Raw genomic sequence first — 23568 nt, 5'->3', positions numbered from 1 at the left:
GGAGGAATTATAATGAGCGATCATGAAAATCAAAACGGTATGAACACGAAGGATTTTCTCATTGGTTCGTTAATTGGAGGTTTTGTAGGAGCGGCGGCAGCTCTATTATTTGCGCCGAAATCTGGTAAAGAACTACGTCATGATATTAATGAACAGGCAAAGGTTGCAAAGGAACGAACTGCCGACTGGACTAGTACAGCAAAAGAGAATACAACCAATTTTGCACGTTCTGTATCAGATCAGTCATCACACCTATTGGAGAAAGTAAAAGATTTGGCAAGTTCCGTTCGTAAGGATATGGCAGAGTTAACGGAATCAGCGGATTCCCTTACGGATGATCTTGAAGGAATAAGTGAGGAAATTGCTGCGTCTGTCAAAAAAGAAGTTGAGGATCTTCAACGATCAGTAGAAGAACTTGTAAGAGAAGTTGAAGAAAAGGAAAAAAACAAGGAATAATTAGATAAAGCGCAAGCACCTTGGCCATCAGGTCGGGGGGCTTGCGATAAAAATGAATTCGATGAAATGATAAACTAATATTTTAAAGGGGATTGTATAAAAATGGGCATCAAGAAGCTTCAAAACGAAAGTGAATTTCAAAATGTAATAGAGGCAAACGCAAAATTTTTCTTACTCAAAAACAGTACTACATGTCCAATAAGCCATGAAGCTTTTAAACAAGTAGAAAATTATGCAACTGATAATGAGGAAGTACCAGTATTTTACCTTAATGTACAAGAATCTAGACCGTTATCTAATTACATTGCAGAAACGTTTGAAGTGAAGCATGAATCACCTCAAATTTTACTATTTGATAATGGGACGATAGGGTGGCATGATTCGCATTGGAATGTTACAAAACAAACTTTAAGCCAACATTGGACGTAAAGAAGATTGGATAAAAAGTTATCCTAAAGAAAGTCCTATATTCCTTTAAATGAATAGCTGAAGAAATATATCCGACGTCGCTAGTTAGTTTCCTGCAGGCGTCTTTGTATATTTCTTCAGCTATAAGTGTTTTTATTTTGGAGCAGGGCATATATGTTATACCCCAACCTCTTTTTCCAGCCAGTTCTCTTCTAATCTATCCACTTTAATTCTAAATGGTCCCCATGATGAATCACTTCTGAGAATGTGGTCCCTTGTTCGTTTCTTAAAATTACTGGTTTCTTACTAGGTAAGCTAGGTCTTTCAATATCCACTACAGCAAACACATCTTGGAATATAAAAGGCTCTACCTCTTTTTTTACCGTCTTTAATTCATCTCCATCAAAAACGTGGGAATCCATGGATAGCTTCTCGTTTCGCCTATAAACATCAATGAAAGCCTTTTTTAAGTTCACCTTTTTGTGGTTAAAGATGACAGTTATTTCTCTCGTTAATTCCATATTTTGAGGTAGGACATCCTTTAAAAGAATGGCCTTAACATTGACTGCCTTATATTTAATAACATCACCAGGATTAATTGGTGTCGAAGGAAGGGCAGTATTTCCATTCACTAATAAACTGTTAGTAATTACCTCGCTACTAGTTTTAGTTCCATCAATGTAGATGTTCAGTGGTCTACTGCTTACTTCCTGAATACTAATATTTAAGGAATGTAATACGTCTTGTAATGTCTCAGGCATAAATAATTCAATCTTATCCCTATCCTGAACTTCTGTTTCTAAAGTAGCACCACGTCCATTTAAAGTAATGATAGGGTTTACTTGATGGGTTACCCCATTATACGTAATGGTGAATGACAATGGTTTATTGTAGTCTTTAAAGAAGTCTCCAATAGTGGCTGATGCATCTTCCCCATTTTTCCCACTAGAAACACTTAGTACATCACCATGTGCAATGAAATCATCTAATTCAGTGACTTGTCCGTTTTTCGTAAGAGCAGGTGGTGTTCCATGTTTTCCAGGCAATGATACCACGCGGCCGTTAACCGTCACTAGTAATCCCATTCCAGGTTTTCCATATAGCTTAGATAGTTCAAGCCCACTAGTAAGGAGCCCATCCCCCACCGTTAAGTCCTTAATATCAAATAACCTAACAGGTCTGTCATTAACTGAAATACTTATATACTGCACGGGACTTTCCTTTGCTGCTATTGCAATTCCTATCGGTGTGACTAGTTCGGGAGTTGATTCTAATTCAGTATCAAAAACGAGCCCTTTAATAGCGTCAATGCCCCGTATTGCTACGCGATTACTAGGCAGTTCCAGGTGAGCAGCTACCTTTTCAGGTAATTTAGGTGTCATACTGCCTCCACCAACTAGCATCACAGCCTTAGGAAATTTTCCATTTAAATTAATTATTTCCTCACTAATTTTTTTAGCTAATTCATCAATGGCGTCTTCCACTGGCTCAACTACATCATCTTGACTGTACTCCGTTTCGAATCCTAAAATATCAGTGATTGTGACCTGTTCCTTTGTAGAGATTTCTCGCTTTAAGTGTTCTGCATCAGGAAAATCCAATAAGAAATGGTCACTGATTGCCTCGGTTATTTCATCACCAGCAAATGGCACCATACCATAGGCCACTACAGTCCCTAAATTCGTTATAGCTATATCTGATGTGCCAGCTCCGATGTCTACAAGTGCTACATTTAGACGTCTCATAGAAGGGGGAATAAGTACATGAATAGCAGCGATAGGTTCTAATGTTAATGCTTCCAGTTCTAATTCTGCTCGTTGAAGTGCAGTAATTAAGGATTCAACTACTATTCTAGGTAAAAAAGTAGCAATGACTTCAACGGTAGCCTTTTCCCCTTGTTGATCGATAAGACTACCTATCGTTTCGCCATCAATGCGATAGTCCATTACAGAGTAACCTACGCAATAGTCGGTAGAAGACTTATCGGAATCTCGTAACTGAGCTAATGAAAATTGGGCATTTTGTACCGCGCTTAATTCAAGATGAAGAACTGATTGGTGTTCTAGTATAGGATTACCTTTAATATCTACTTCAGCAGTTGCACGCTGAGTTTTTAAGGAACGGCCAGCAGCAGCTACGCAGACCTTTTCTAAAGGCCCATGCTTAAGAGCTAGTTTATCTTTAATAGTTTTAATAACGTTTGATACAGCTACTACATTATGAATTTGCCCATCTAGCATGGAACGTTCCTGATGTTCTTCACGGACCATATCAATAACGTGATATTTTCCATCATGTTTATGTAAAATAAGTCCTACAACGGATCTTGTCCCAATATCTAAGGCAAATATAGCTTGACCATTTTGATTATCCATTTATTCTGCACCTCTTTTAAAAGAGAATTTATTTATTTGCTACCGTGAAAAAATCTAAAGCTTGTGCTTTTCTTACTTTATTCTATTATACATAACTATAAAAGACGTGTGTTGGTATATGTCAGAAATAATCGAATTACCCCAAGAGATAGAGGTGGAATTCACTTTAGCACTTAAAAGCGTTTAATTAATAAAGAAAAATCCGTGACATTATTACTTTGATCGTATATAATAGTCCGTAATTAACATGATAATATTATTATTAATTATTCGGGTTCTAATGGGAGGAGTTATTTTTTATGGGAAACGAACAACTGGAACAACTGAGGGGTCAGTTGGATGACGTTAATTTGAAGTTGATGGACCTTATTAACGAACGGGCAAGTCTTGTTAAAGAGATTGGGAAAGTAAAAAGTGCACAGGGAGTTAATAAATTTGATCCAGTCAGGGAACGAAAAATGCTGGATTTAATTGCTGAAAAAAATAAAGGACCATTTGAAACATCTACTTTACAGCATATCTTTAAGCAAATATTTAAGGCCAGTCTTGAGTTGCAAGAAGATGATCACCGCAAAGCGCTTTTAGTTTCAAGAAAGAAACATCCTGAAGATACCGTTGTTTCTATTAAAGGAGAAAAAGTAGGTAATGGAAGACAGCGTCTCATTGCAGGTCCTTGTTCAGTGGAAAGCTATGAACAAGTGGAAGAGGTTGCAAAAGCACTGAAATTCCATGGAATTAAGTTCCTTAGGGGTGGTGCATTTAAACCACGAACGTCCCCTTATGATTTTCAAGGGTTAGGAGAAGAAGGCTTAAAGATTTTAAAAGAGGTTGGAGCAAAGTACGATTTAGCTGTGATAAGTGAAATAGTATCACCACACGATATCGAAATGGCAGTAGATTATGTAGATGTCATACAGATAGGTGCTAGGAACATGCAAAACTTTGAATTACTAAAGGCTGCAGGAAGTGTGAAAAAGCCTGTTTTACTAAAGCGTGGATTAGCGGCTACTATAGAAGAATTTATCAATGCTGCTGAGTATATTCATTCAAAAGGAAACGGGGATATCATGCTTTGTGAAAGAGGAATTAGAACGTACGAAAAGGCAACAAGGAATACATTAGATATTTCTGCGGTACCGATCCTAAAGCAAGAAACTCATTTACCTGTTTGGGTTGATGTTACACACTCTACTGGTCGAAGAGACTTGTTATTGCCAACAGCGAAAGCAGCACTTGCTATTGGAGCAGACGGTGTCATGGCTGAAGTTCATCCAGATCCAGCGGTGGCCTTGTCAGATTCAGCACAACAGATGGATATTCCACAGTTCCACGAGTTTATATCTCAGTTAATTGATTCTGGCTTATATCAAAAGGAAGTTTCAATCGCAAATAAATAATCCAATGACCTCAAAATATTTTTAGGAAAAATTGTCTGCTACTGTCAGGCAATTAATTCTTAAATATTTTGGGGTTTTTTAGAATAGTCAAAGATTATATGAGTTATTCTAAAAAGAAAAGAATTATTTTACAAATTTTGATGAAGAAGTAACAAATATATAATTCAACAAAAAATGCAGTTAGAAATGAAATTGGACTAAAGAATGTGATGTAATGTGTCGATATAAATAAAGAATTTGCACCCCTCCTTAAAGTATCGTATCATAACATTACATTATGAAAGTATGAAAGCCAATTTATGTAATATATAGGAGGTAAAAAAATGAATATAACCATTTATGATGTTGCTAGAGAGGCAGGGGTCTCCATGGCGACCGTTTCACGAGTTGTTAACGGGAACCCTAATGTCAAACCAACAACAAGGAAAAGAGTTTTAGAAGCTATCGAAAGATTAGGTTATCGACCAAATGCAGTAGCTAGAGGTCTTGCAAGCAAAAAAACGACAACAGTAGGAGTGGTCATTCCAGATATTTCGAGTATTTTCTTTTCTGAATTGGCAAGAGGTATTGAGGATATCGCAACGATGTATAAATATAACATTATTTTGTGTAACTCTGATCAAAACAAGGAAAAGGAAATACATTTAATTAACACACTACTTGAAAAACAAGTGGACGGAATAGTGTTCATGGGTGGGGAAATCACAAAAGATCATGAAGACACATTTAGAAAGTCTCCAGTTCCTATCGTTTTATCCGCAACAGTGGATGATAAAAAAGAGTTTCCTTCTGTAAATATTGATTATGAACAAGCGTCTTATGATGCTACGAAAGCACTGATTGATAAAGGACATACTGCAGTAGCGATGCTTTCAGGTACATTAGAAGATCCAATTAATGGATATCAAAAATTTGCAGGGTATAAACGTGCTCTATTGGAAGCGGATTTGGAGATAAATGATGATTATGTTGTTATTGGGGACTATACATATGATTCAGGATTAGAAGCGATGGAAACTCTTTTAAAACTTGAAACTAAACCGACTGCAGTTTTTGCATCAACAGATGAAATGGCACTTGGTGTTATTCATGGTGCGCAAGATGCAGGTTATTCTGTACCAGAGGATTTTGAAGTCATTGGATTTGATAACACACGATTAGCAACAATGGTCAGACCTACGTTAACTAGTGTGGTACAACCTATGTATGACTTAGGTGCAGTTTCCATGAGGTTACTAACTAAATATATGAATAAAGAAGAGGTTAGCGATAAGGTTGTACTATTACCGCACCGTATAGAATTTAGACAGTCAACAAAGGGCGAATAGGAAAATTAGATTGTATGATTTGATTCATCTAATGGGTTAATAACATCTTTGTTGCTGGGTTAGGGAGAGGATTATGAAAAAACTAGATTTATTGACACCCATTGGAATTTTCATTGGTTTAACCATGGTTATGTTAGCAATATACACAAATGCCGCTGGTACTGGGAGCTTTCAGTCTTTCTTTCAAGTGACATCATTATTGATTGTACTTGGAGGTCTTACAGCTGCAATATTAATAAACTTTTCTATACAAGACCTTAGGCTACTTCCTAAGGTTATTAAGGAGACTTTTCAAACGAGAGAGAGTAATTTAAGAGAATTAATCGATAAGTTTGTTGATTTATCTACAAAAGCAAGGCGTGAAGGCCTCCTTGCACTAGAGGCAGGAATTGAAGATGTGGAAGACCCGTTTATAGAAAAAGGTGTTATGCTAGCTGTAGACGGGATTGAGCCAGAAGTAATTAAGGATATAATGATGGCTGAAGTAGTCGCAATGGAGGAGAGACATCGTAAAGGTCGTCTTATCATTGAAAAAGCAGGTGAATATGCTCCTGCCTGGGGGATGATCGGTACCTTGGTAGGACTTGTACTAATGCTACAAAACTTAAATGATCCAGCAACACTAGGTCCTAATATGGCTGTAGCCTTACTAACAACATTATATGGGACTTTATTAGCAAATCTAGTATTTATCCCTATGGCTAGTAAGCTTGCTATGAGTACAGAAGAGGAAATATTTGTAAAACAAATTGTAGTTGAAGGGGTTATTGGTGTACAATCTGGTCAAAATCCTAAAATATTGCAAGAAAAATTAAGTGCATTCTTACCAAACCATCGTAAAGAAGAGGAACGAGGGGAGGAAGAGGAGCTAAATGATTAGAAGACGGCAGCAACAGGAGCAAAAGGGTAGTCCAAAATGGATGGTTACATTTTCTGACATGATGACATTAATTTTAGTATTTTTTATTCTTTTGTTTTCTATGTCTGTAGTGGACGCATCCAAGTTCCGTGCTATTGCGGAATCCTTTCAAGAAAGGGCAGCCTTTGATTCCTATCCATCCCTAATTCCTTTTGATAATCCTGCTGAAGATCGCGATATTAAAGATGACCCATTTGAAAAGGACATTGATCCATTTGAAAACTATCTTGAGTTTGAGCAAGAAGAAATAAATCAGCAGTTAGATGAACTGTTGATGGAAGTCCTAAATTTCTTACATGAGCATGATTTATTAGACTTTATTTCTGCTTCCCGTGATGACCGTGGCGTCGTGCTTGTTTTACAGGAGCAAATTTTATTTGAAAGCGGAAGAGCTGTTATTCTTGATGGTGCTACGAGCTTTCTAGATAAAGTTGCAACCTTGCTGGAAACAATCCCCAACGTCGTTAGAGTAGAGGGACATACGGATAGTAGACCAATTAATACTTTTCAATTCCCTTCTAACTGGGAATTATCTGGTGCTAGAGCAAGTAGTGTTATTAGATATTTAATAGACTATAATGATTTGGATCCAGGAAGATTTATATCAGTAGGTTATGGTGATACTAGACCTGTTGCCCCTAACACGAGTGAAGAGAACTTACAAAAAAACAGACGTGTTGTCATTGTAATATCAGACCCCACCTATGAAGATGGGGATTTATACTAAAAAATTTCCGGGGGGAATCTCCGGAGATTTATTTTTTTACCTATGAAAAAAGGATAATGTTCAAATTTCAGACTACTGAGGAAGGTGAGTAAAATGAAGATAGGAATTATAGGTGCGATGAAGGAAGAAATCAGTTACTTCCAAGAGAAAATGGAGAGCTTAGAAACTAATGGAGTAGGCCTTGTAACCTTTTATACTGGTACATGGAATAACCATGATGTTGTCATTAGTAAATGTGGGGTAGGGAAAGTCAATGCAGCTATGACAGCTCAAATGATGATAGACAAGTTTAAAGTTGATTCCCTTATATTTACTGGCGTTGCAGGTGCTATCAATGAAAACTTAAATGTGGAAGATGTTGTTATTTCTACAAGCAGTCAGCAACATGATATCGATGCAAGCGCCTTAGGTTTTGAGCGTGGAAGTATACCAATGCATGATGGACCATCTGACTTTGAGGCAGATCAGGATCTTATTGAGAAAGCTTACCAAGCTGCAAGTGAGACACTTGATGGAGATTTAAAAGTAATTAAAGGAAAAATTGTTAGTGGTGATCAATTCATTGCTGATAAAGGTATCGTTAGAGAACTGGGTGAACAATTTAATGGGGACTGTGTGGAAATGGAAGGAGCTGCAGTTGCTCATATTGCATATTTCAACTCCATTCCATTCGTCATTATCCGGTCAATATCAGACAAGGCCAATGGAGAAGCACCAAAGAGCTTTGAAGAGTTTGTGGAAAAAACAGCAAAAACGTCCGCTCAAATAGTTGAACGACTTTTAATGAAATTATAGAAAATATGCTGGGACATTATTTGTTTATTTAAACGAATAATATCCCAGCATATTGACCAAGCAGTTTACGCTTATCTTTTACAACTGCATTTTATTTTCATTTTCTGTATCATAAATAGGTTTTAATGACTTTAATACGGTGCGTTCATTCTTTTTAGTAATTTCCTGTTTCCGTGGTATTTCAGGATAAAAGTTCTCCTCATCATACCAATGAATGGGAAGATCAACTGGTGCTTCTTTACTCCATCGTTGCAACCAGCTTTCAGGGATAGGATTTTTCGTCACGGAGGTTTTTCCAGTCATTTCAAGCCAAATAGCAGCCCAAGCTCTTGGAACTACTCTCCAAATGTCATAACCACCACCTCCGACAGCAATCCATCTTCCTTCACAATATTGATGAGCAAGTTCGTGAGCTAACTTAGGAATATAGTGATAGGTTTTCATTGTCCCGCATAAATGGGTCAGTGGATCATAGTAGTGGGCATCTGCGCCATTTTGGGTAATTATTACATCTGGACGAAAGTACTCTACCACCTCACGAAAACTTTTTTCATAGGATTCTAGAAACGAATCGTCCTCTGTAAAGGCTTCCAAAGGTACATTGAAAGAATATCCACTCCCTTCACCATGTCCTCTTTCGTTTACGTGACCTGTACCAGGAAATAAAAAACGACCACTTTCATGAAGAGAAAGTGTACAGACGTTCGGATCATTATAAAAAGCCCATTGTACACCGTCTCCATGATGGGCATCTGTATCTACGTACAGTACTTTTGCTTTGTATTTTCGTCTCATATATTCAATTGCAATGGAACTATCATTATATACACAAAATCCAGAGGCTTTTCCCCGAAACCCATGGTGGAGTCCGCCGCCTAAATTTAGAGCGTGTTTATATCCGTGCTCAAAAACAAGATCTACTGCTGCGAGTGTGCCTCCAACAAGCCAAGCTGCTGCATCATGCATTTTCAAAAATGATGGTGTATCATCAGTGCCGATGCCATAGGTTGTCTTATATGATGATGGGTTATAGCCTTCGCTAGCTTTTTTTACCGCTTCTACATAGTCTTTATCATGAACTAGCTTTAGCTCTTCATCTGTGGCTTTTCTTGCAGGGAAGATTTGATTACTATCTAATGCCGAAACCTTATGCAATAAATCATGAGTTAATAGTAGTCTTTTTTGATTAAATGGGTGCTCCTCACTAAATTTGTATGTTAGCTGTTCTGGTGAGAAAATATAGGCAGCGTCTTTTTTCATACCTTCATCTCCAAATTAGTTGGCCAAACCACTTTGTAACCTTGCTTTTTAATAGCTTCAGTAACTGGCCTGATATTCATTGCTTGTATACGGAAAACAAGAACCTTTTTATCATCCTTGAAGCTTGGATACACAAGGGCGCTATGAATATTTAAATGATGTTCTTTTATAATTTGAGCAACACTTGCTAGCATTCCACTCTTGTTATCTACTTCAACCTCGAGCCTAGAGGAAGGTAAATCTGCACCAGTTAATTTGACAAGGGTATGTAAAAGATCGGTTTCTGTTATAATTCCAATTAGTTTACCGTCATCTTCGATAGGAAGACAGCTTATTTGGTTTTCCGTCATAATGTTTGAGGCTTCTTCTACAAAATCATTAGGGAATGCAGTTAAAACATCAGTGATCATGACGTTTTTTATGGGCTTCTCTAAATGTTGGTTACAGTCTTTTTCAAATCTAGATGGACTTGCATCTCTTAAGTCTCGATCAGATACAATACCAATTATTTCATCCAATTCGTTTACAATGGGAAGATGGCGAATTCGCTTTTCCTCCATTATTGTTAAAGCAGTTTTAATTGTTGTTCCAGGAGTTGACGTGATTACATCTTTAATCATTATCTCGTTTAGTCTCAATGTATCTTCTCTCCTTTCCCACTATCTTTACAACATGTATTTATGTTTAAATCTAACACGATTAAATTCGTGAATTGCTTCAGGGGATACACGCTTGCCTATTCTCGCCATTAAGCAATTAGCAGGATGGGAACATATCTCAGGATCATCTGTTGCATACCATTCTAAGCCACCAGATTCCATCACTTTTGCCATGACATCCCTGTACTCCCATATGGATAAACCAGTTCCTCTTAAATCCCAATGCCAATAATACTCTGTTGTTATAATAATATAATCTTCTACTGCATCGTCCATCATAGAAACTTTTAGTAAATTTTTTGCTAGTTTAAATCCTCGATAGTTTGCTGAAACCTCGATTGCACCAAGTTCTAATAAGTTGTCTATATTTACCTCTGACCAACGTTCTAATTCGTCTGGGTAAAGTAAAATAGCATAGCCAACTATTTTATTTTCCTCGCGTGCAATTATAATTCTACTCTCTGGTAATTCCGCAACTTTTATTAAAGCTTTATGCTGCTGTTCTGGCGGACGAAAAGCAACTAACCCAGAATCAAATTCACAGCTAGCAAAAGTTTCTTTAGATACAGGACCTTCGATAACAAACTTTCTTCCGTTTTTCTCTAGTTCAATTGAATGAAAAGTTTTTTTATGCTTCATGGCCACGCCACCTTTTCGGTCAATATCCTCGTTTCTATTACTATATCATAACTTTGAAAATATTTGATATAAAATTAGTATAATATTCTGATTTATCAACCGCTTATATAAAAAAAGAGGCTACTCCATACAGACCACTTACCACTCTTGTGATCTGTATAAACAGCCTCAACGTTACTTTTAACAATTATCGTTAACCATCGTCATCTCGCCCATTGCCATTACCATTACCGTTACCATTATCATTACCATTACCGTTTCCGTTACTAGGATCTTCATCATCATTGTTATTTCCATTGTTACCATTATTGTTACCATTGTTATTGCCATTATTACCATTTGATGAATCGTCATTGTCCGATTCATCATCGTCCTCGTCTTCACGTCTTCGCTCATCTTCATCAGGCTGTTCTTCTTCCTCTTCTTCTTCCTCAGTAGGATCGATATAATCACCAACTATCACTTGCTCACTTGGGGAAGATTCACGTCCAGCCACATCAACGGCAGTGATATAGTAAGCACCATCTGAACCACTGTATTCATATTCCTCATCCCATTTAACGCTGTCTACTAGGGTGAAGTCTGCTCCTTCTTCATAGGAATAATAGACTCTGTATCCGATAACATCACCTTCATGATGCTCATCCCACGAGATAGAGCTTCTAGAAGATTCAAGTGATTGTATAGGATCTGGTGTTTTTCCGTTGTCAGGTGCTTCCTCATCAGGCACAATATTTTCCCAATTATCAGGAATAGATTCAAAAACATCGATTCCATATTCATCAAAGAAATCTTCTTTTATGGAAATACCTTCATTGGTGAATTCTAGTGGCGTTGATTCTAGTGCTGTGTACATTCTGTCATCTACACGAACATAGTTTACACGCTTTAAGCTGTCATCTACCTCTGTAGGTGCGTATTGTGACATGAATAAATCTGTTTTTACTAAACCAGCCTCATGACACAATTCTGATGGTAATTTACCTGATATTCCACATATAGATTGCGTAACAATACCACCTGGTGATTCAAACCGTTCAGAAGGTGACATTAGGTCCGAGTCAACTTCATTTAAAGCGTTAGCCATTTCAGCCCATAATCTTTGTAGTCGTGGGCTGTAATCTCTATCCAGGCTATAAGTTACATTGTTAATTTTTAGGTGTTCATAACCAATCCAAGCACTTAAAGTAACGTTAGGGTTGTAACCGACAAACCAGTAGTCAGTAGTATTTTGTGTAGTTCCTGTTTTTCCCGCCCAGTCTGCTGAAAAATTAAGGTATCCTGGTATTCTAGAAGCAGTACCGCCTGGTTTTAAAACATCCCTAAGTATGTCAGTCACTAAATAACTTGCCTGTGGAGATACTACTTTTGTTGCTTCAACTTCATGCTCATAAATGACTTCTCCGTCAGACGTTTCAATTCGTTCAATCATATAACTATCTAAACGCTCTCCGCCATTAGCAAGGGTTGCAAAACCTCGTGTATTATCCTCGATAGACATATCTAGTGTTCCTAAAGGTGTAGATTCAACTGGGTGATGCCCTATATTAAAACCATAGTTTAATAAGGCTTCTTTTCTAATGTCCTCAGGAATTTTAAATCCTTCACGGACAGCAGGGACGTTTCGTGATCTTACTAGTGCCTCCCTTGCAGTAATTAACCCATGATGACTATTAGCTCCACCAAAGTTAGTAACCTGTTGTTCTGGGCGCGTAATATAGTAATGTTCTGTATCAGGGGTTATTACTCCAGGCTGAATGATCCCTGTTTCAAAACCTACTGCATAGGTTAGAAGTGGTTTCATCGTAGAACCTGTTGAGCGCTCCCCTTGTGTTGCAAAATTAAATTGGGATCTTTCAAAGTCACGACCACCAACAAAGCTTAAAATCGCTCCAGTGCGGTTTTCAAGAAGCATAGAGGCAGCTTCTTCCTGGAAAGATATCTCAACTTCTTCGCCCTGATCGTTTGTAAATGTTCCTTTCTTGTCTCCTCCAAATTGATCATACTCTTGAACAACTTTTTGATGGGCATCGTAAAGGTCTTTGTTTATTGTAGTATATATCTTATAACCATTACGTTGTAGAGATCTTCGTGCCTCTTCTTCGTATCGATTACGCAATAGGTTCCTTCGACCTTCGTCTTCAATTTCATCAAGAAAGATACCATCTTGCTCCATGAGAGCTGCTGCAATTTTACTAGGAGCTCGCCTTCTTACCTCCTCAGTAATACGAGGATATGATTCAATACTTCTTGTTGTAGGCTCGGCTAAATTTTCTCTCACATCGTATGTTAAAGCCTCTCTATATTCTTCCTCTGTGATCATCTCATTAGAAAGCATTCGATTTAAAACAGTACGCATTCGATTTAATCCTGCGTCCATGTTTTCCTTCACTTCACCTTGCGATGTGAATGGGGTGTAACCGAATGGACTTTGAGGTAATCCAGCAATGTAAGCGGCTTGAGGGATAGATAGTTCACTTGCATCTACTCCAAAAATTCCTTGTGCAGCCGCTTGGATACCTGCAACTTGTGTACCATTTGCATTTCTACCAAAAGGTACTACATTTAAATATGCTTCTAGAATTTCTTCTTTTTCAAAGAAATGTTCTAAACGAAGTGCCAATAATATTTCAATGGCTTTACGGTCATGTGTGACTTCACTAGTGAGAATTTGATTTTTTATCAACTGTTGGGTTAACGTACTTCCACCAGTTTGTGTAGCTGCGTTTGAAAAATCTTGATATAGAGCTCGTAATAGTGCTTTTGGAACAATACCTTGATGTTCAAAAAAGTATTCATCTTCCGTAGCGATTACAGCATCAATCACATACTGTGATACATCTTCTAATGCTACTTCACGTCTTTCAAGTGGATTGGGGAGGTCCCCTAAGTAGACATCGTTTGCAAAATATATCTCGGTTGCTTCTTCATAATCATAGATGTCCCTTTGGATTTCTTCATAGCTGCGAATAGGTTCGTCTTTTACGAGAGCAACAAAATAACCTGCTGCTGCTCCACCAGCAAAAAATGCTAGCATAAGGCCAATAACCATAAAGATGAGGAACAAATTCCAGACTACAGAAGAGGTTACCCTTATCCCTTTGAAAAAATGTCTAGGACCTTTCATTTTAAATATTTTATTAATAGAAAAACGATGATTGCTCATTGTCATAACCTCCTAAAAAGTCATGAATATTATAGCATAAATTACTAGAATTAATATACCAACTAAATATTATTTGAACGATAAGGTTGACATTCATCTGTAAAGGAAATATTATAAATAATAATCTAATCATAAATATCTAATACGAAGAAGAGGACAAAGTAGTTTCCATCTCCCTGTCTCAGAGAACCGATGGTCGCTGGAAATCGGTACATAGATGTAAATGAATTACTTCCTTGGAGTGTTTCTTGTAATGAAGAACGTAGATGAGGCGTTAACTCATTTTGAGTGGGAAACTTTGATCAGATTGATCTAGTTTTCAACTAGGGTGGTACCGCGATGTAACTCGTCCCTTATTCTGGGGAGGAGTTTTTTTTGTGCTTCAATAACATACTGACTATTTTCACAGTATGATTAAAGAAAGGATGAATAATATGAGCTTGTTAGAAGACTTGAAGTTTCGAGGTCTTGTGAATCAAATGACAGATGAAGAGGGCTTAACTGAAATACTAAATAAAGAAGCAGTAACTTTATACTGTGGTTTTGATCCGACAGGGGATAGCCTTCATATTGGGCATTTATTAACAATTTTGACGTTGCGTAGATTTCAACTTGCTGGACATAAACCCCTTGCGTTAGTTGGAGGTGCGACTGGATTAATTGGAGACCCAAGTGGTAAAAAAGCAGAAAGAACGCTAAACGAACAAAATGTCGTTGAGGAGTTTAGTAATAAAATTAAAGGACAGCTTTCAAGGTTCTTGGATTTTAATGAAAATGAACAAGGAGCTAAATTAGTAAACAATTATGACTGGATCGGCTCCATGTCCGTCATTGACTTCTTACGTGATGTAGGAAAGAACTTTGGACTAAACTACATGCTAGCAAAGGACTCCGTTGAATCAAGGATATCAAGTGGAATTTCTTTTACTGAATTTAGCTATATGATTCTACAGTCTTATGATTTCTACAGACTCTACAAAGAGGAAGGTTGTAAACTTCAAATTGGAGGGAGCGACCAATGGGGGAACATTACTGCTGGACTTGAACTAATCCGAAAGATGACAGGTCAAGAAGAGGATGAAAGGGCAAAAGCGTTCGGTTTTACAATTCCTCTTGTAACGAAAGCAGATGGAACAAAATTTGGTAAAACGGAGGGTGGTGCCATCTGGCTTGATCCGGAAAAAACATCTCCTTATGAGTTTTATCAGTTCCTTATCAATACGGATGATCAAGACGTCATCAAGTTTCTGAAGTACTTTACTTTCCTATCTAAAGAAGAGATTGATGCACTAGAAACAGAAGTTGCTGAGCGTCCTCATGAGCGTGCTGCTCAAATTAGGTTGGCCCAAGAGTTGACTGCGTTTGTGCATGGAGAATCAGCCGTAGAACAAGCCGAAAACATATCTAAGGCCCTATTCGGCGGTGGCGATTTAAAGAAACTTACAGCCGATGAAGTTTTACAAGGCTTTAAGGATGTACCTACTTACAAAGTGGATACTGATGATGTAGGGCTAATTGATCTCTTAGTAGATGCTGGTATTTCACCATCAAAGCGTCAGGCACGTGAAGATATAAAAAATGGTGCTGTATATATTAATGGTGAAAGAACGCAGGAAATGGATAAGATCATTAGTGGTGAGGAAAAAATCGAAGGCAAATTCACGATTATTCGCAGAGGTAAGAAAAAGAATTACCTCATTCGATACAAATAAGAAATACCAAAGCTATATTATGCTTGCTGAGGTGTTCCAAGAGGAGCACCTTTTTATTTGTTTTAGGAAATTATAAAATTCTCAAACTGAGGATAACTCGTGGATTAATATATGTGTAGGGAGTTATCTTGCTGAAGCTTAGTAGTGGAGTGTCTAAAAAGATACTAAATTGTTATCTCACGGGAGATTCTAACTTTTGTTGATTTTCGCGTTCGATAAGCGGTCAATCTCACGGGAGATTCTTGATTTTGTTGATTTTCGCGTTCGATAAGCGGTCAATCTCACGCGAGTTTCTTGATTTTGCTCATTTTCACGTTCGATAAGCGGTCAATCTCACGGGAGATTCTAACTTTTGTTGATTTTCGCGTTCGATAAGCGGTCAATCTCACGCGAGATTCCTGCTTTTGTTGATTTTCGCGTTAGATAAGCAGTCAATCTCACGGGAGATTCTAACTTTTGTTGATTTTCGCGTTCGATAAGCGGTCAATCTCACGCGAGATTCCTGCTTTTGTTGATTTTCGCGTTAGATAAGCAGTCAATCTCACGGGAGATTCTAACTTTTGTTGATTTTCGCGTTCGATAAGTGGTCAATCTCACGGGAGATTCTTGATTTTGCTCATTTTCGCGTTCGATATATGTTAATTTTTTGGTGTTTAGATGTTCGCATTAGTTCTACAAGTGTAATTGTAAATGCGGACAAAACCATAAAAATAACCCTCATATAATATGAGGGTTAAATAACATTAACGTGAGTAGAACTCAACGATAAGCTGTTCTGAAATTTCAGCTGGTAATTCAGAACGCTCTGGTAAACGAGTGTAATTTCCTTCAAGCTTATCAGCATCAAACTCTAAGTAAGCTGGTACGAAGTCGTTAACTTCAATAGAATTCTTAACGATGTCAAGGTTACGTGATTTCTCACGAATTCCAATTACTTGTCCAGGTGCTACACGGTATGAAGGAATGTCTACGCGACCTCCATCAACAGTAACGTGACCGTGGTTTACAAGTTGACGAGCTTGACGACGAGTACGAGCAAGACCTAAGCGATAAACAAGGTTATCAAGACGTGATTCAAGAAGAATCATGAAGTTTTCACCATGGATACCTTGGATTTTACCTGCTTGATCAAATAATTTACGGAATTGACGTTCGTTCATTCCGTACATGTGACGTAACTTCTGCTTCTCTTGAAGTTGAAGTCCGTACTCAGAAAGTTTTTTACGTTGGTTAGGACCGTGTTCACCAGGTCCATAAGGGCGCTTCTGAAGTTCTTTTCCAGTACCAGTTAGGGAAATTCCTAAACGACGGGAAAGCTTCCAGCTTGGTCCAGTATATCGAGCCATAATTAGCTCCTCCTTTATATATAAGTGTTCGTGAAATAAATAACAGTGGTAATCCCATTCACTCGGTCATTTTATTTTCATGTACCTTCGCCTCGACAGCTAGAGGTTACGCGGTACACCTCGTTTTATAGCTGTGATCATCACACAGCGACACAGGCGTGCCAGCACTTTAAGATGTGCTATCAAACGGGAATAAAATGAATCAAATGATGTTTACCTTGGCTGTCTTATTTGCACAAAGAATAGTGTATAATTTCTATGATTAGATGTCAAGGGGAATTCCTTGTTACTAATATATATTCTTAAATTAGTATACGTGACGTAATAAAGTAGTAACGAAATGCTCTAGGCCAGACTGATCCTCTTTAGTAAAACGCGCCTTTATAGGGCTATCAATATCAAGGACTCCAATCACTTCATCATTTTCATTGATCAAGGGTATAACAATTTCTGAATTAGACGCTGCATCACAGGCGATATGGCCAGGAAATTGATGTACATCTTCGACTAGTAAAGTCTTCTTTTCTTTCACTGCTGTTCCACAAACACCTCTTCCACTTTGTATTCGGACGCAAGCAGGTAACCCTTGGAAAGGTCCTAAAACTAATTGATCCTCTTTCCATAAATAAAAACCTACCCAATTAATATCATGAAGAAACTGATTTAATAATGCAGATGCATTACTTAAGTTTGCAATGATATCATTTTCACCTTCAAGTAGTGCATCTAATTGTTTTGATAACATGTTATATCGTTCTTGGATATTTCCTTTATATTCTTGAGCTTCAAACATATTAAAACCTCCATTTTTTATTGCAAGAATTATAACATAACTATAGAGTGATAGCTTAGAATTATGGCTTAAAATGTCGATACTTTTAAAAGGGATTTGTCCAATTTCATGGTATTATTGAATAGAATACTTTTTTGAAAACAAGGTGGTGCTTATGGGGAAAAAAGCGTCAAAAAATAAGGTGGCAAACGCAGCTGTTGAGTTGTTCAATTTACAAGGCTATTCAGGTACCTCAGTAAGAGATATAGCTAAACATGCAGAATGTAATGTGGCTTTAATATCTTATTATTTTGGCAGTAAGCAAGGTCTCTTGGAGCATTTAATCACTGAGTTTTTAGAAGGCTATATTATTCTAATTGAAGAGCAATCAAGTAGGGCTGAAAATAAGGAGGATTCTGCATATGACTGTTTACTCTCGGCAATATGGGAGGTAATGGTCTTTCAACAAAAAAATCATCATTTAGCACGGTTTGTTCATAGAGAAATAACCTTGGATACAATGCTAGTGAGAGAGCTCATGACCACTTACCTAGCAAAAGAAAAACATTTATTCCAAACATTTTTACAAACAGCATATGAAAATAAAGAATTAAAAACCATGCCAAATGAATATTTTGTACTGCAATTACGTGGAATGCTTATTATGCCATTTCTCCACCCACAATATATTAGAGAAGTGTACCATTTAATGCCCCATGAGGACCATTTTTTAGACCAATATTTTTCAGAGTTGGCACAGTGGGTAGAGGGGTACTTTTAATAGATTAAATGTATATGTTTACCGGTTATTAAAAACATGAAGCAGGTCGTCTAGACCAGTTCCAAGCATGTCTGCACGATGGGCATCAGATCCATAAATGAGAGGTATGCCCATATCCATTGCTTTCTTAGCATAAGAAAGTGGTGGATAGAATTCTTTGCAATGCTCTTTCACTAATCCAGCTCCATTAAGATCAAGGGATAACTGGTGACTTTTTAAAGCGTGTAATACTTTTAGTATATAAGGGTGATCATCAAAGGATCGCTCATGTAGTCGTTGAAATTTTCGTACTAATGTAATGTGGCCAATTCGGTTTGGCTTATATTTTCCTAAATCAGACTCTATAGATAAAAGTAAAGTCTCAAAATATTTATCATACAGTTTTTCTAAAGAACCAAACTCTTTGATCATCGATTTGAATTCCTCTGCACTAAAGTCAAGACACATATACTTATCCTGTTTCTTTAGGAAGTGAACAGATAGGATAGAGTCATCAATGTATTGTCCCCATTCGTTTAAGAGGATTTTCGTGTCCTCTTCATAACCTTCGATGAAGTCGATTTCTAAACCAATATTAATTTTAATTTCATCCTTATAGATATCCTTAATTTGTTTTAATTCGGACAAATATAAATGAAGCTGCTCCATCTTAATAGCACTGTCTTTCTGAGGTGTTGGGTCAGTGAATGCTAATGGTAGAGGGGCGTGTTCAGAAAAAGTCATTTCTTTATAGCCTAGTAGTAAGGCTTTTTCTATATACATGTGAAATGTGTCTTTTGTTCCGTGAGGACAGTATGGAGAATGGATATGCCCATCATAAACATAGTTTTCTTTCATGAAGAATTCCTCCTGTTAATATAAAATGAATAATTCTACTTAGGAAATTTCTCCATTTTGAAGAAAAAAGGAGAAATTAATCAAAAAAAGATATATTTTGTAAGGAAAATGTCGTTTTATATGCTAATATAAGATTAACAAAAATAGTTAGTAAAAGGTAGATAATAGTCTATCTTATTAATAGAAAATTATATTTAAAGCTGAAGTACATATGGTCACACGTGTAAGACGTAGATATGGCTACAGAAGTTACTTAAGTAACCTTTATTTTTGTGCGAAATGACCTTCGACGAGTGGTGCTGCAGCTAAAAAACTCACTCAAATATTGATATAAATTCTATCTTTCAAAGAAAAGGGGCGCCTTCTTATGTTGTTAAATTTCATTTATGTATTTCTTGCTCTAATAATTATAGTTATACTGTATGGCGCTTGGTCAAGAAAGCGAATTTACAAACAGGTGGACAAATTAGAAAGTAAAAAAATCCAATTGATGAACACACCAGTTACAGAGGAGCTTTCAAAAATTAAAGGGTTAAAAATGTCTGGAGAGACAGAAGAAAGGTTTGAAGAGTGGAGAGAGGTATGGGATGAAATAGTCACCCTTCAATTACCAGACATTGAAGAAAAGTTATTCGATATTGAAGAACTTGCCAATAAGTATCGCTTTAGTAGAGCTAGAAGATATATTTCTTTTGTAGATGAGGAATTAAATAAGATAACTAGTCATATCGGGGATATGGTAGAAGAGGTTGAGAAACTAGTAGAGAGTGAACAGCAAAATCGTGAAGAGATTACAGTAGTGAGAGACTTATACGATGAAGTGAAGAAAAAGCTATGGGCACAGAAATCCACTTTAAGTGGCTCTGGGGCAAGTATTGAGCGTAAATTGAAAGAATTAAACGGTGTTTTTACCACCTTCGAGCAACAAACAGAGGAAGGGAATTATTTACAAGCTAGAGAATTACTCCTTTCCCTTCGTGAAGACATCAATGTTGTTAGTCAGATCATTGATAAAGTTCCTCAGCACTTAATTTTGATTGAAAAGGAAATTCCCAACCAATTGGAAGAGTTAATGCAGGGGTTAACTGAAATGGAAGAAGATGATTACCCAATAGAACATTTTTCGTTTAAGTTTCAAATCAAGGAGATGAAATCGAGTCTCTTCGCACTTATCCCACTCGTTGAAAATTTGCAGCTTGAAAAAGTAGAAGAACCGTTAGAAACTATTCAAAAGCAAATTGATGAGATTTATGAGAAGTTAGAGCATGAAGCAATATCAAGAAAACATGTAGATAGTGTTTTACCTGATATTAAAGAAAGGGTAGAAAGGCTACCTAAGCAAATAGAGGAATTAAAAACTGAAACAGAAAGCGTGAAGCTTAGTTATAGAATTTCTGAGGAAGAAGACCGGTCACAGCTTAAAATAGAAAAAAAGTTGAAGGATCTATTAAATAAATATGTTGTCATAGATGACTCTATTGAGGAAAAAAAGCAAACCTATACTTCCATTAGAGTAGCACTTGATGAATTAAGTACTAATGTAGAAGAAGTAGAAAAAGATATTGCCGAGTGTATGAAACGCTTAGACCATTTAAGGAAAGATGAACGTAGTGCAGAGGACGCAATCCTCGAATTAAGGAATAAGTTGATCTATGCACAAAAACATCTTAAACGAAGTAATTTACCAGGTGTACCTAACACGTTACTTGTCCAGCTTGATGAGGCACAAAAATTACTATTTTCTGCATCTGATAAATTAAATGAAATACCAATCTCAATGGAAGAAGTCGTTTATAAAGTTGATGAAGCAAAAGAATACGTGAATCAGTGTGTAGGTAAATTGAATGAAGTAATAGAAGATGCAAAACTTGCAGAATCTGTTATTCAATATGGAAATCGTTATCGAAGAAATAATGATGAAATAAATATTAAGTTGTTACAAGCGGAGGATTGCTTTAGAAACTACCAATATGACGAAGCCTTGGAAATTGCAACTGATGCAGTGAAAACATTTGATCCTAATGTTATTGAAAACGTAAAAAACTACCAACCATTACAACGAACTTAGTGAGGGAAGATGTAACTTGAAAAAACAATTATTGCTCTTGGTGCCAATTGGAGCTTTATGTATAGGTATATGGGTACTGGTGATTTTTTCCATTTTTATTGATGATAATGATACAGTTGTGATAGATCAACACGATCCAGATTTTGTTGATAGGCAGTTAGATGAGATAAGTGATTCAGAGCCAGAGCAGAAAAAATCCAGTGAACCTGAAGTGGAGATTGATGATAGAGAGTTAACATACGATAATAGTTATGAAAAAGTAATATCTAATGCTAATGAATATGAATACACATCTATAGATTATAGTGTGAGAGGGATATTACCAGGTGATTTTTCAGATATAGCACCTGATAACATTATCTCCATTGACCAATTACTTGAATTTGTAGTATACAAAAAATAACACGATGGTTATTTAACCAACGTGTTATTTTTGTACTTAATAATTATCCCACCTACAATTCCACCAATAATAGCAGGAAGAATCCAGGCGATTCCAATATCATGGAAAGGAAAAAGTGAAAGAAATGGTGTAAATGTTTCTCCAAATAAATTTGTAACACTTAGACCATCAGGAATGCTAATGATCGCTCCACCTATTACTGCACCTCTAAAAACTCCCATATTTTCTTGAAATAGATCTTTTGCTAAAGTTAATAAAATTAATATAATTGCAACTGGATAAATCATTAATAACATTGGTAGAGAAAACTGAATTAATTGTGATAACCCCATATTTGCCATTGAAAAACTAAAAAATGCAATGATGCCAGTTGTCACTTTATAAGGAATGTTTGGCATAACACGTCTCATATATTCTCCAAAGGCAGTAATTAGTCCAACAGACGTTGTAATACAAGCAAGTGTAATAATTAATGATAATAGGATCAAACCTGTGTAACCAAGCAGTTCCTGTGAGACTCCTGCTAATATTGCTCCACCATTATCTAGATAACCAATGGAATCCACGCTTGTTGCCCCAAGAAAGGATAACGAAATATAAACAAATGACAGACCTAAACCAGCAATTACTCCTACTTGTATCGTTATTTTCATTAAATCATTATATGAAGAAATACCATGTTCCTTTAATCTCATAATAATAATAATCCCGAAAACCAAGGCTGCAATAGCATCCATTGTATAGTAACCTTCATGAAACCCTTTAAAGAAGGCTAAATTCTGGTATTCAGTTAATGGACTATTTGACGACCCTAATGGTTGAAATACGCCAGTAACGGTAAGTACTAGTAAAATTAATACAATTATTGGCGTTATTATTTTTCCTATTCTCCCAACAAGCTTGGAAGGATTTAAACTTAACCAATAACTAATGCTAAAGAAAATGCATGTAAATAATAATAATGAGAGGGTTGATTCTTGTTTAAGATATGGTGTTAAGCCGATTTCATATGCTACTGACCCTGTTCTAGGTATTCCAAACAATGGTCCAATAGCTAAATAAACAGCCAGTGGAAAAATGATTGCAAACAATGGGCCTACTCTTTCAGATATCTTTTGTAGGTCTCCACCTGATTTTGCAATAGCTATGATAGCTAATACTGGTAAACCAACTCCAGTGACTAGAAAACCAATTGTGGCGAATGAGACATTGGTTCCTGCAGCTTGTCCCATTGCAGGTGGAAAGATTAGATTACCAGCTCCAAGAAACAGTGCGAACATCATTAGACCTAATATAAAAATATCTTTATTAGTAACTGCATTCGTTTTCATATGTATATAATCTCCTTTATCATTATGAGTAGAATACAAAAGACAATGAATGAATTTTATCAAATAAATATCAAAAAGAATAGAAAAATCAAAAAACAAATTTATTAAGAATTTACTGTATATTTTGTTTTTTGGGAGAGTTTTGCGCAGTTCAGTTAAATGTAAAAGTGTAGGAAATAGTATGATATA

Annotated in this window: 20 protein-coding genes and 1 other annotated feature; of the genes, 11 read left to right on the top strand and 9 right to left on the bottom strand. The window is 36.6% G+C overall.

Translation table 11 applies throughout. From position 1 onward, the window contains the following. Window positions 1-12 precede the first annotated feature (12 nt). On the top strand, window positions 13-456 hold the full coding sequence (locus BW724_RS16330; RefSeq protein ID WP_088076242.1) for a YtxH domain-containing protein: 444 nt from the start codon (window positions 13-15) through the stop codon (window positions 454-456). A 102-nt stretch (window positions 457-558) separates the two neighbouring features. Next, window positions 559-885, top strand: a complete 327-nt coding sequence (gene ytxJ, locus BW724_RS16325) for a bacillithiol system redox-active protein YtxJ (RefSeq protein WP_088076241.1) — start codon at window positions 559-561, stop codon at window positions 883-885. A gap of 191 nt (window positions 886-1076) precedes the next feature. Here ytxJ and BW724_RS16320 read toward each other — a convergent pair whose 3' ends face one another. Beyond that, window positions 1077-3239, bottom strand: coding sequence for a cell division protein FtsA (locus tag BW724_RS16320; protein WP_088076240.1), 2163 nt, complete (start codon window positions 3237-3239; stop codon window positions 1077-1079). A gap of 299 nt (window positions 3240-3538) precedes the next feature. On the opposite strand from BW724_RS16320, the gene BW724_RS16315 reads away from it, so the two are divergent. The 5 genes from BW724_RS16315 (at window position 3539) to BW724_RS16295 (ending at window position 8405) form a co-directional block, all read left to right on the top strand. After that, window positions 3539-4636 carry a bifunctional 3-deoxy-7-phosphoheptulonate synthase/chorismate mutase gene (locus tag BW724_RS16315; RefSeq protein WP_088076239.1) on the top strand — a complete coding sequence of 366 codons (1098 nt, stop codon included), beginning with the start codon at window positions 3539-3541 and terminating at the stop codon, window positions 4634-4636. 323 nt (window positions 4637-4959) lie between these two features. Continuing rightward, window positions 4960-5964, top strand: coding sequence for a catabolite control protein A (gene ccpA, locus BW724_RS16310; RefSeq protein ID WP_088076238.1), 1005 nt, complete (start codon window positions 4960-4962; stop codon window positions 5962-5964). Between the two features lie 73 nt (window positions 5965-6037). Then, a complete protein-coding gene (gene motP, locus BW724_RS16305) occupies window positions 6038-6844 on the top strand; it encodes a flagellar motor protein MotP (protein ID WP_088076237.1) in 807 nt (268 codons plus the stop codon). Next, on the top strand, window positions 6837-7610 hold the full coding sequence (gene motS, locus BW724_RS16300) for a flagellar motor protein MotS (protein WP_088076236.1): 774 nt from the start codon (window positions 6837-6839) through the stop codon (window positions 7608-7610). The genes motP and motS overlap by 8 nt, the downstream gene beginning before the upstream one ends. A 93-nt stretch (window positions 7611-7703) precedes the next feature. Beyond that, window positions 7704-8405, top strand: a complete 702-nt coding sequence (locus tag BW724_RS16295; RefSeq protein WP_088076235.1) for a 5'-methylthioadenosine/adenosylhomocysteine nucleosidase — start codon at window positions 7704-7706, stop codon at window positions 8403-8405. A gap of 78 nt (window positions 8406-8483) precedes the next feature. On the opposite strand, the gene BW724_RS16290 is transcribed toward BW724_RS16295, so the two are convergent. The 4 genes from BW724_RS16290 to BW724_RS16275 form a co-directional block, all read right to left on the bottom strand. Beyond that, the gene (locus BW724_RS16290) at window positions 8484-9665 is read right to left on the bottom strand and encodes an acetoin utilization protein AcuC (RefSeq protein WP_088076234.1); all 1182 of its coding nucleotides are present in this window, start codon (window positions 9663-9665) and stop codon (window positions 8484-8486) included. Then, window positions 9662-10303, bottom strand: a complete 642-nt coding sequence (locus tag BW724_RS16285; RefSeq protein WP_088076233.1) for an acetoin utilization AcuB family protein — start codon at window positions 10301-10303, stop codon at window positions 9662-9664. The genes BW724_RS16290 and BW724_RS16285 overlap by 4 nt, the downstream gene beginning before the upstream one ends. 27 nt (window positions 10304-10330) lie before the next feature. Continuing rightward, window positions 10331-10963: a GNAT family N-acetyltransferase gene (locus BW724_RS16280; RefSeq protein ID WP_088076232.1), complete on the bottom strand. Its 633-nt coding sequence runs from the start codon at window positions 10961-10963 to the stop codon at window positions 10331-10333. A gap of 193 nt (window positions 10964-11156) precedes the next feature. Continuing rightward, entirely contained in the window at window positions 11157-14129 is a 2973-nt protein-coding gene (locus BW724_RS16275) for a transglycosylase domain-containing protein (RefSeq protein WP_088076231.1), read from the bottom strand. 138 nt (window positions 14130-14267) lie between these two features. After that, window positions 14268-14486 (top strand) — a binding site (T-box leader). 77 nt (window positions 14487-14563) lie between these two features. On the opposite strand from BW724_RS16275, the gene tyrS reads away from it, so the two are divergent. Further along, the gene (tyrS, locus tag BW724_RS16270) at window positions 14564-15841 is read left to right on the top strand and encodes a tyrosine--tRNA ligase (protein WP_088076230.1); all 1278 of its coding nucleotides are present in this window, start codon (window positions 14564-14566) and stop codon (window positions 15839-15841) included. A 743-nt stretch (window positions 15842-16584) separates the two neighbouring features. Here the strand turns inward: tyrS and rpsD are convergent. Then, a complete protein-coding gene (gene rpsD / locus BW724_RS16265; protein WP_088076229.1) occupies window positions 16585-17187 on the bottom strand; it encodes a 30S ribosomal protein S4 in 603 nt (200 codons plus the stop codon). Window positions 17188-17494: 307 nt separating this feature from the next. Beyond that, entirely contained in the window at window positions 17495-17980 is a 486-nt protein-coding gene (locus BW724_RS16260) for a GAF domain-containing protein (protein WP_088076228.1), read from the bottom strand. Window positions 17981-18134: 154 nt separating this feature from the next. Between BW724_RS16260 and refZ the strand changes: the two genes are divergently transcribed. Then, window positions 18135-18740, top strand: a complete 606-nt coding sequence (gene refZ / locus BW724_RS16255) for a forespore capture DNA-binding protein RefZ (protein WP_088076227.1) — start codon at window positions 18135-18137, stop codon at window positions 18738-18740. 18 nt (window positions 18741-18758) lie between these two features. Here refZ and hisJ read toward each other — a convergent pair whose 3' ends face one another. Then, window positions 18759-19577 carry a histidinol-phosphatase HisJ gene (gene hisJ / locus BW724_RS16250; RefSeq protein ID WP_088076226.1) on the bottom strand — a complete coding sequence of 273 codons (819 nt, stop codon included), beginning with the start codon at window positions 19575-19577 and terminating at the stop codon, window positions 18759-18761. A gap of 367 nt (window positions 19578-19944) precedes the next feature. On the opposite strand from hisJ, the gene ezrA reads away from it, so the two are divergent. Both ezrA and BW724_RS16240 read left to right on the top strand, forming a co-directional pair. Beyond that, window positions 19945-21645 (top strand): septation ring formation regulator EzrA, encoded by a 1701-nt coding sequence (gene ezrA, locus BW724_RS16245; protein ID WP_088076225.1) that lies wholly within the window; start codon window positions 19945-19947, stop codon window positions 21643-21645. A gap of 16 nt (window positions 21646-21661) precedes the next feature. Continuing rightward, entirely contained in the window at window positions 21662-22048 is a 387-nt protein-coding gene (locus BW724_RS16240; protein WP_088076224.1) for a hypothetical protein, read from the top strand. Window positions 22049-22056: 8 nt separating this feature from the next. On the opposite strand, the gene brnQ is transcribed toward BW724_RS16240, so the two are convergent. Continuing rightward, window positions 22057-23379: a branched-chain amino acid transport system II carrier protein gene (brnQ, locus tag BW724_RS16235; protein ID WP_088076223.1), complete on the bottom strand. Its 1323-nt coding sequence runs from the start codon at window positions 23377-23379 to the stop codon at window positions 22057-22059. Window positions 23380-23568 lie beyond the last annotated feature (189 nt).

The organism is Litchfieldia alkalitelluris (assembly GCF_002153425.1).
Lineage (GTDB): Bacteria > Bacillota > Bacilli > Bacillales > Salisediminibacteriaceae > Evansella > Evansella alkalicola.
Note: the sequence above shows the minus strand (reverse complement) of the source record. Positions and strands in the feature narration are given on the sequence as shown.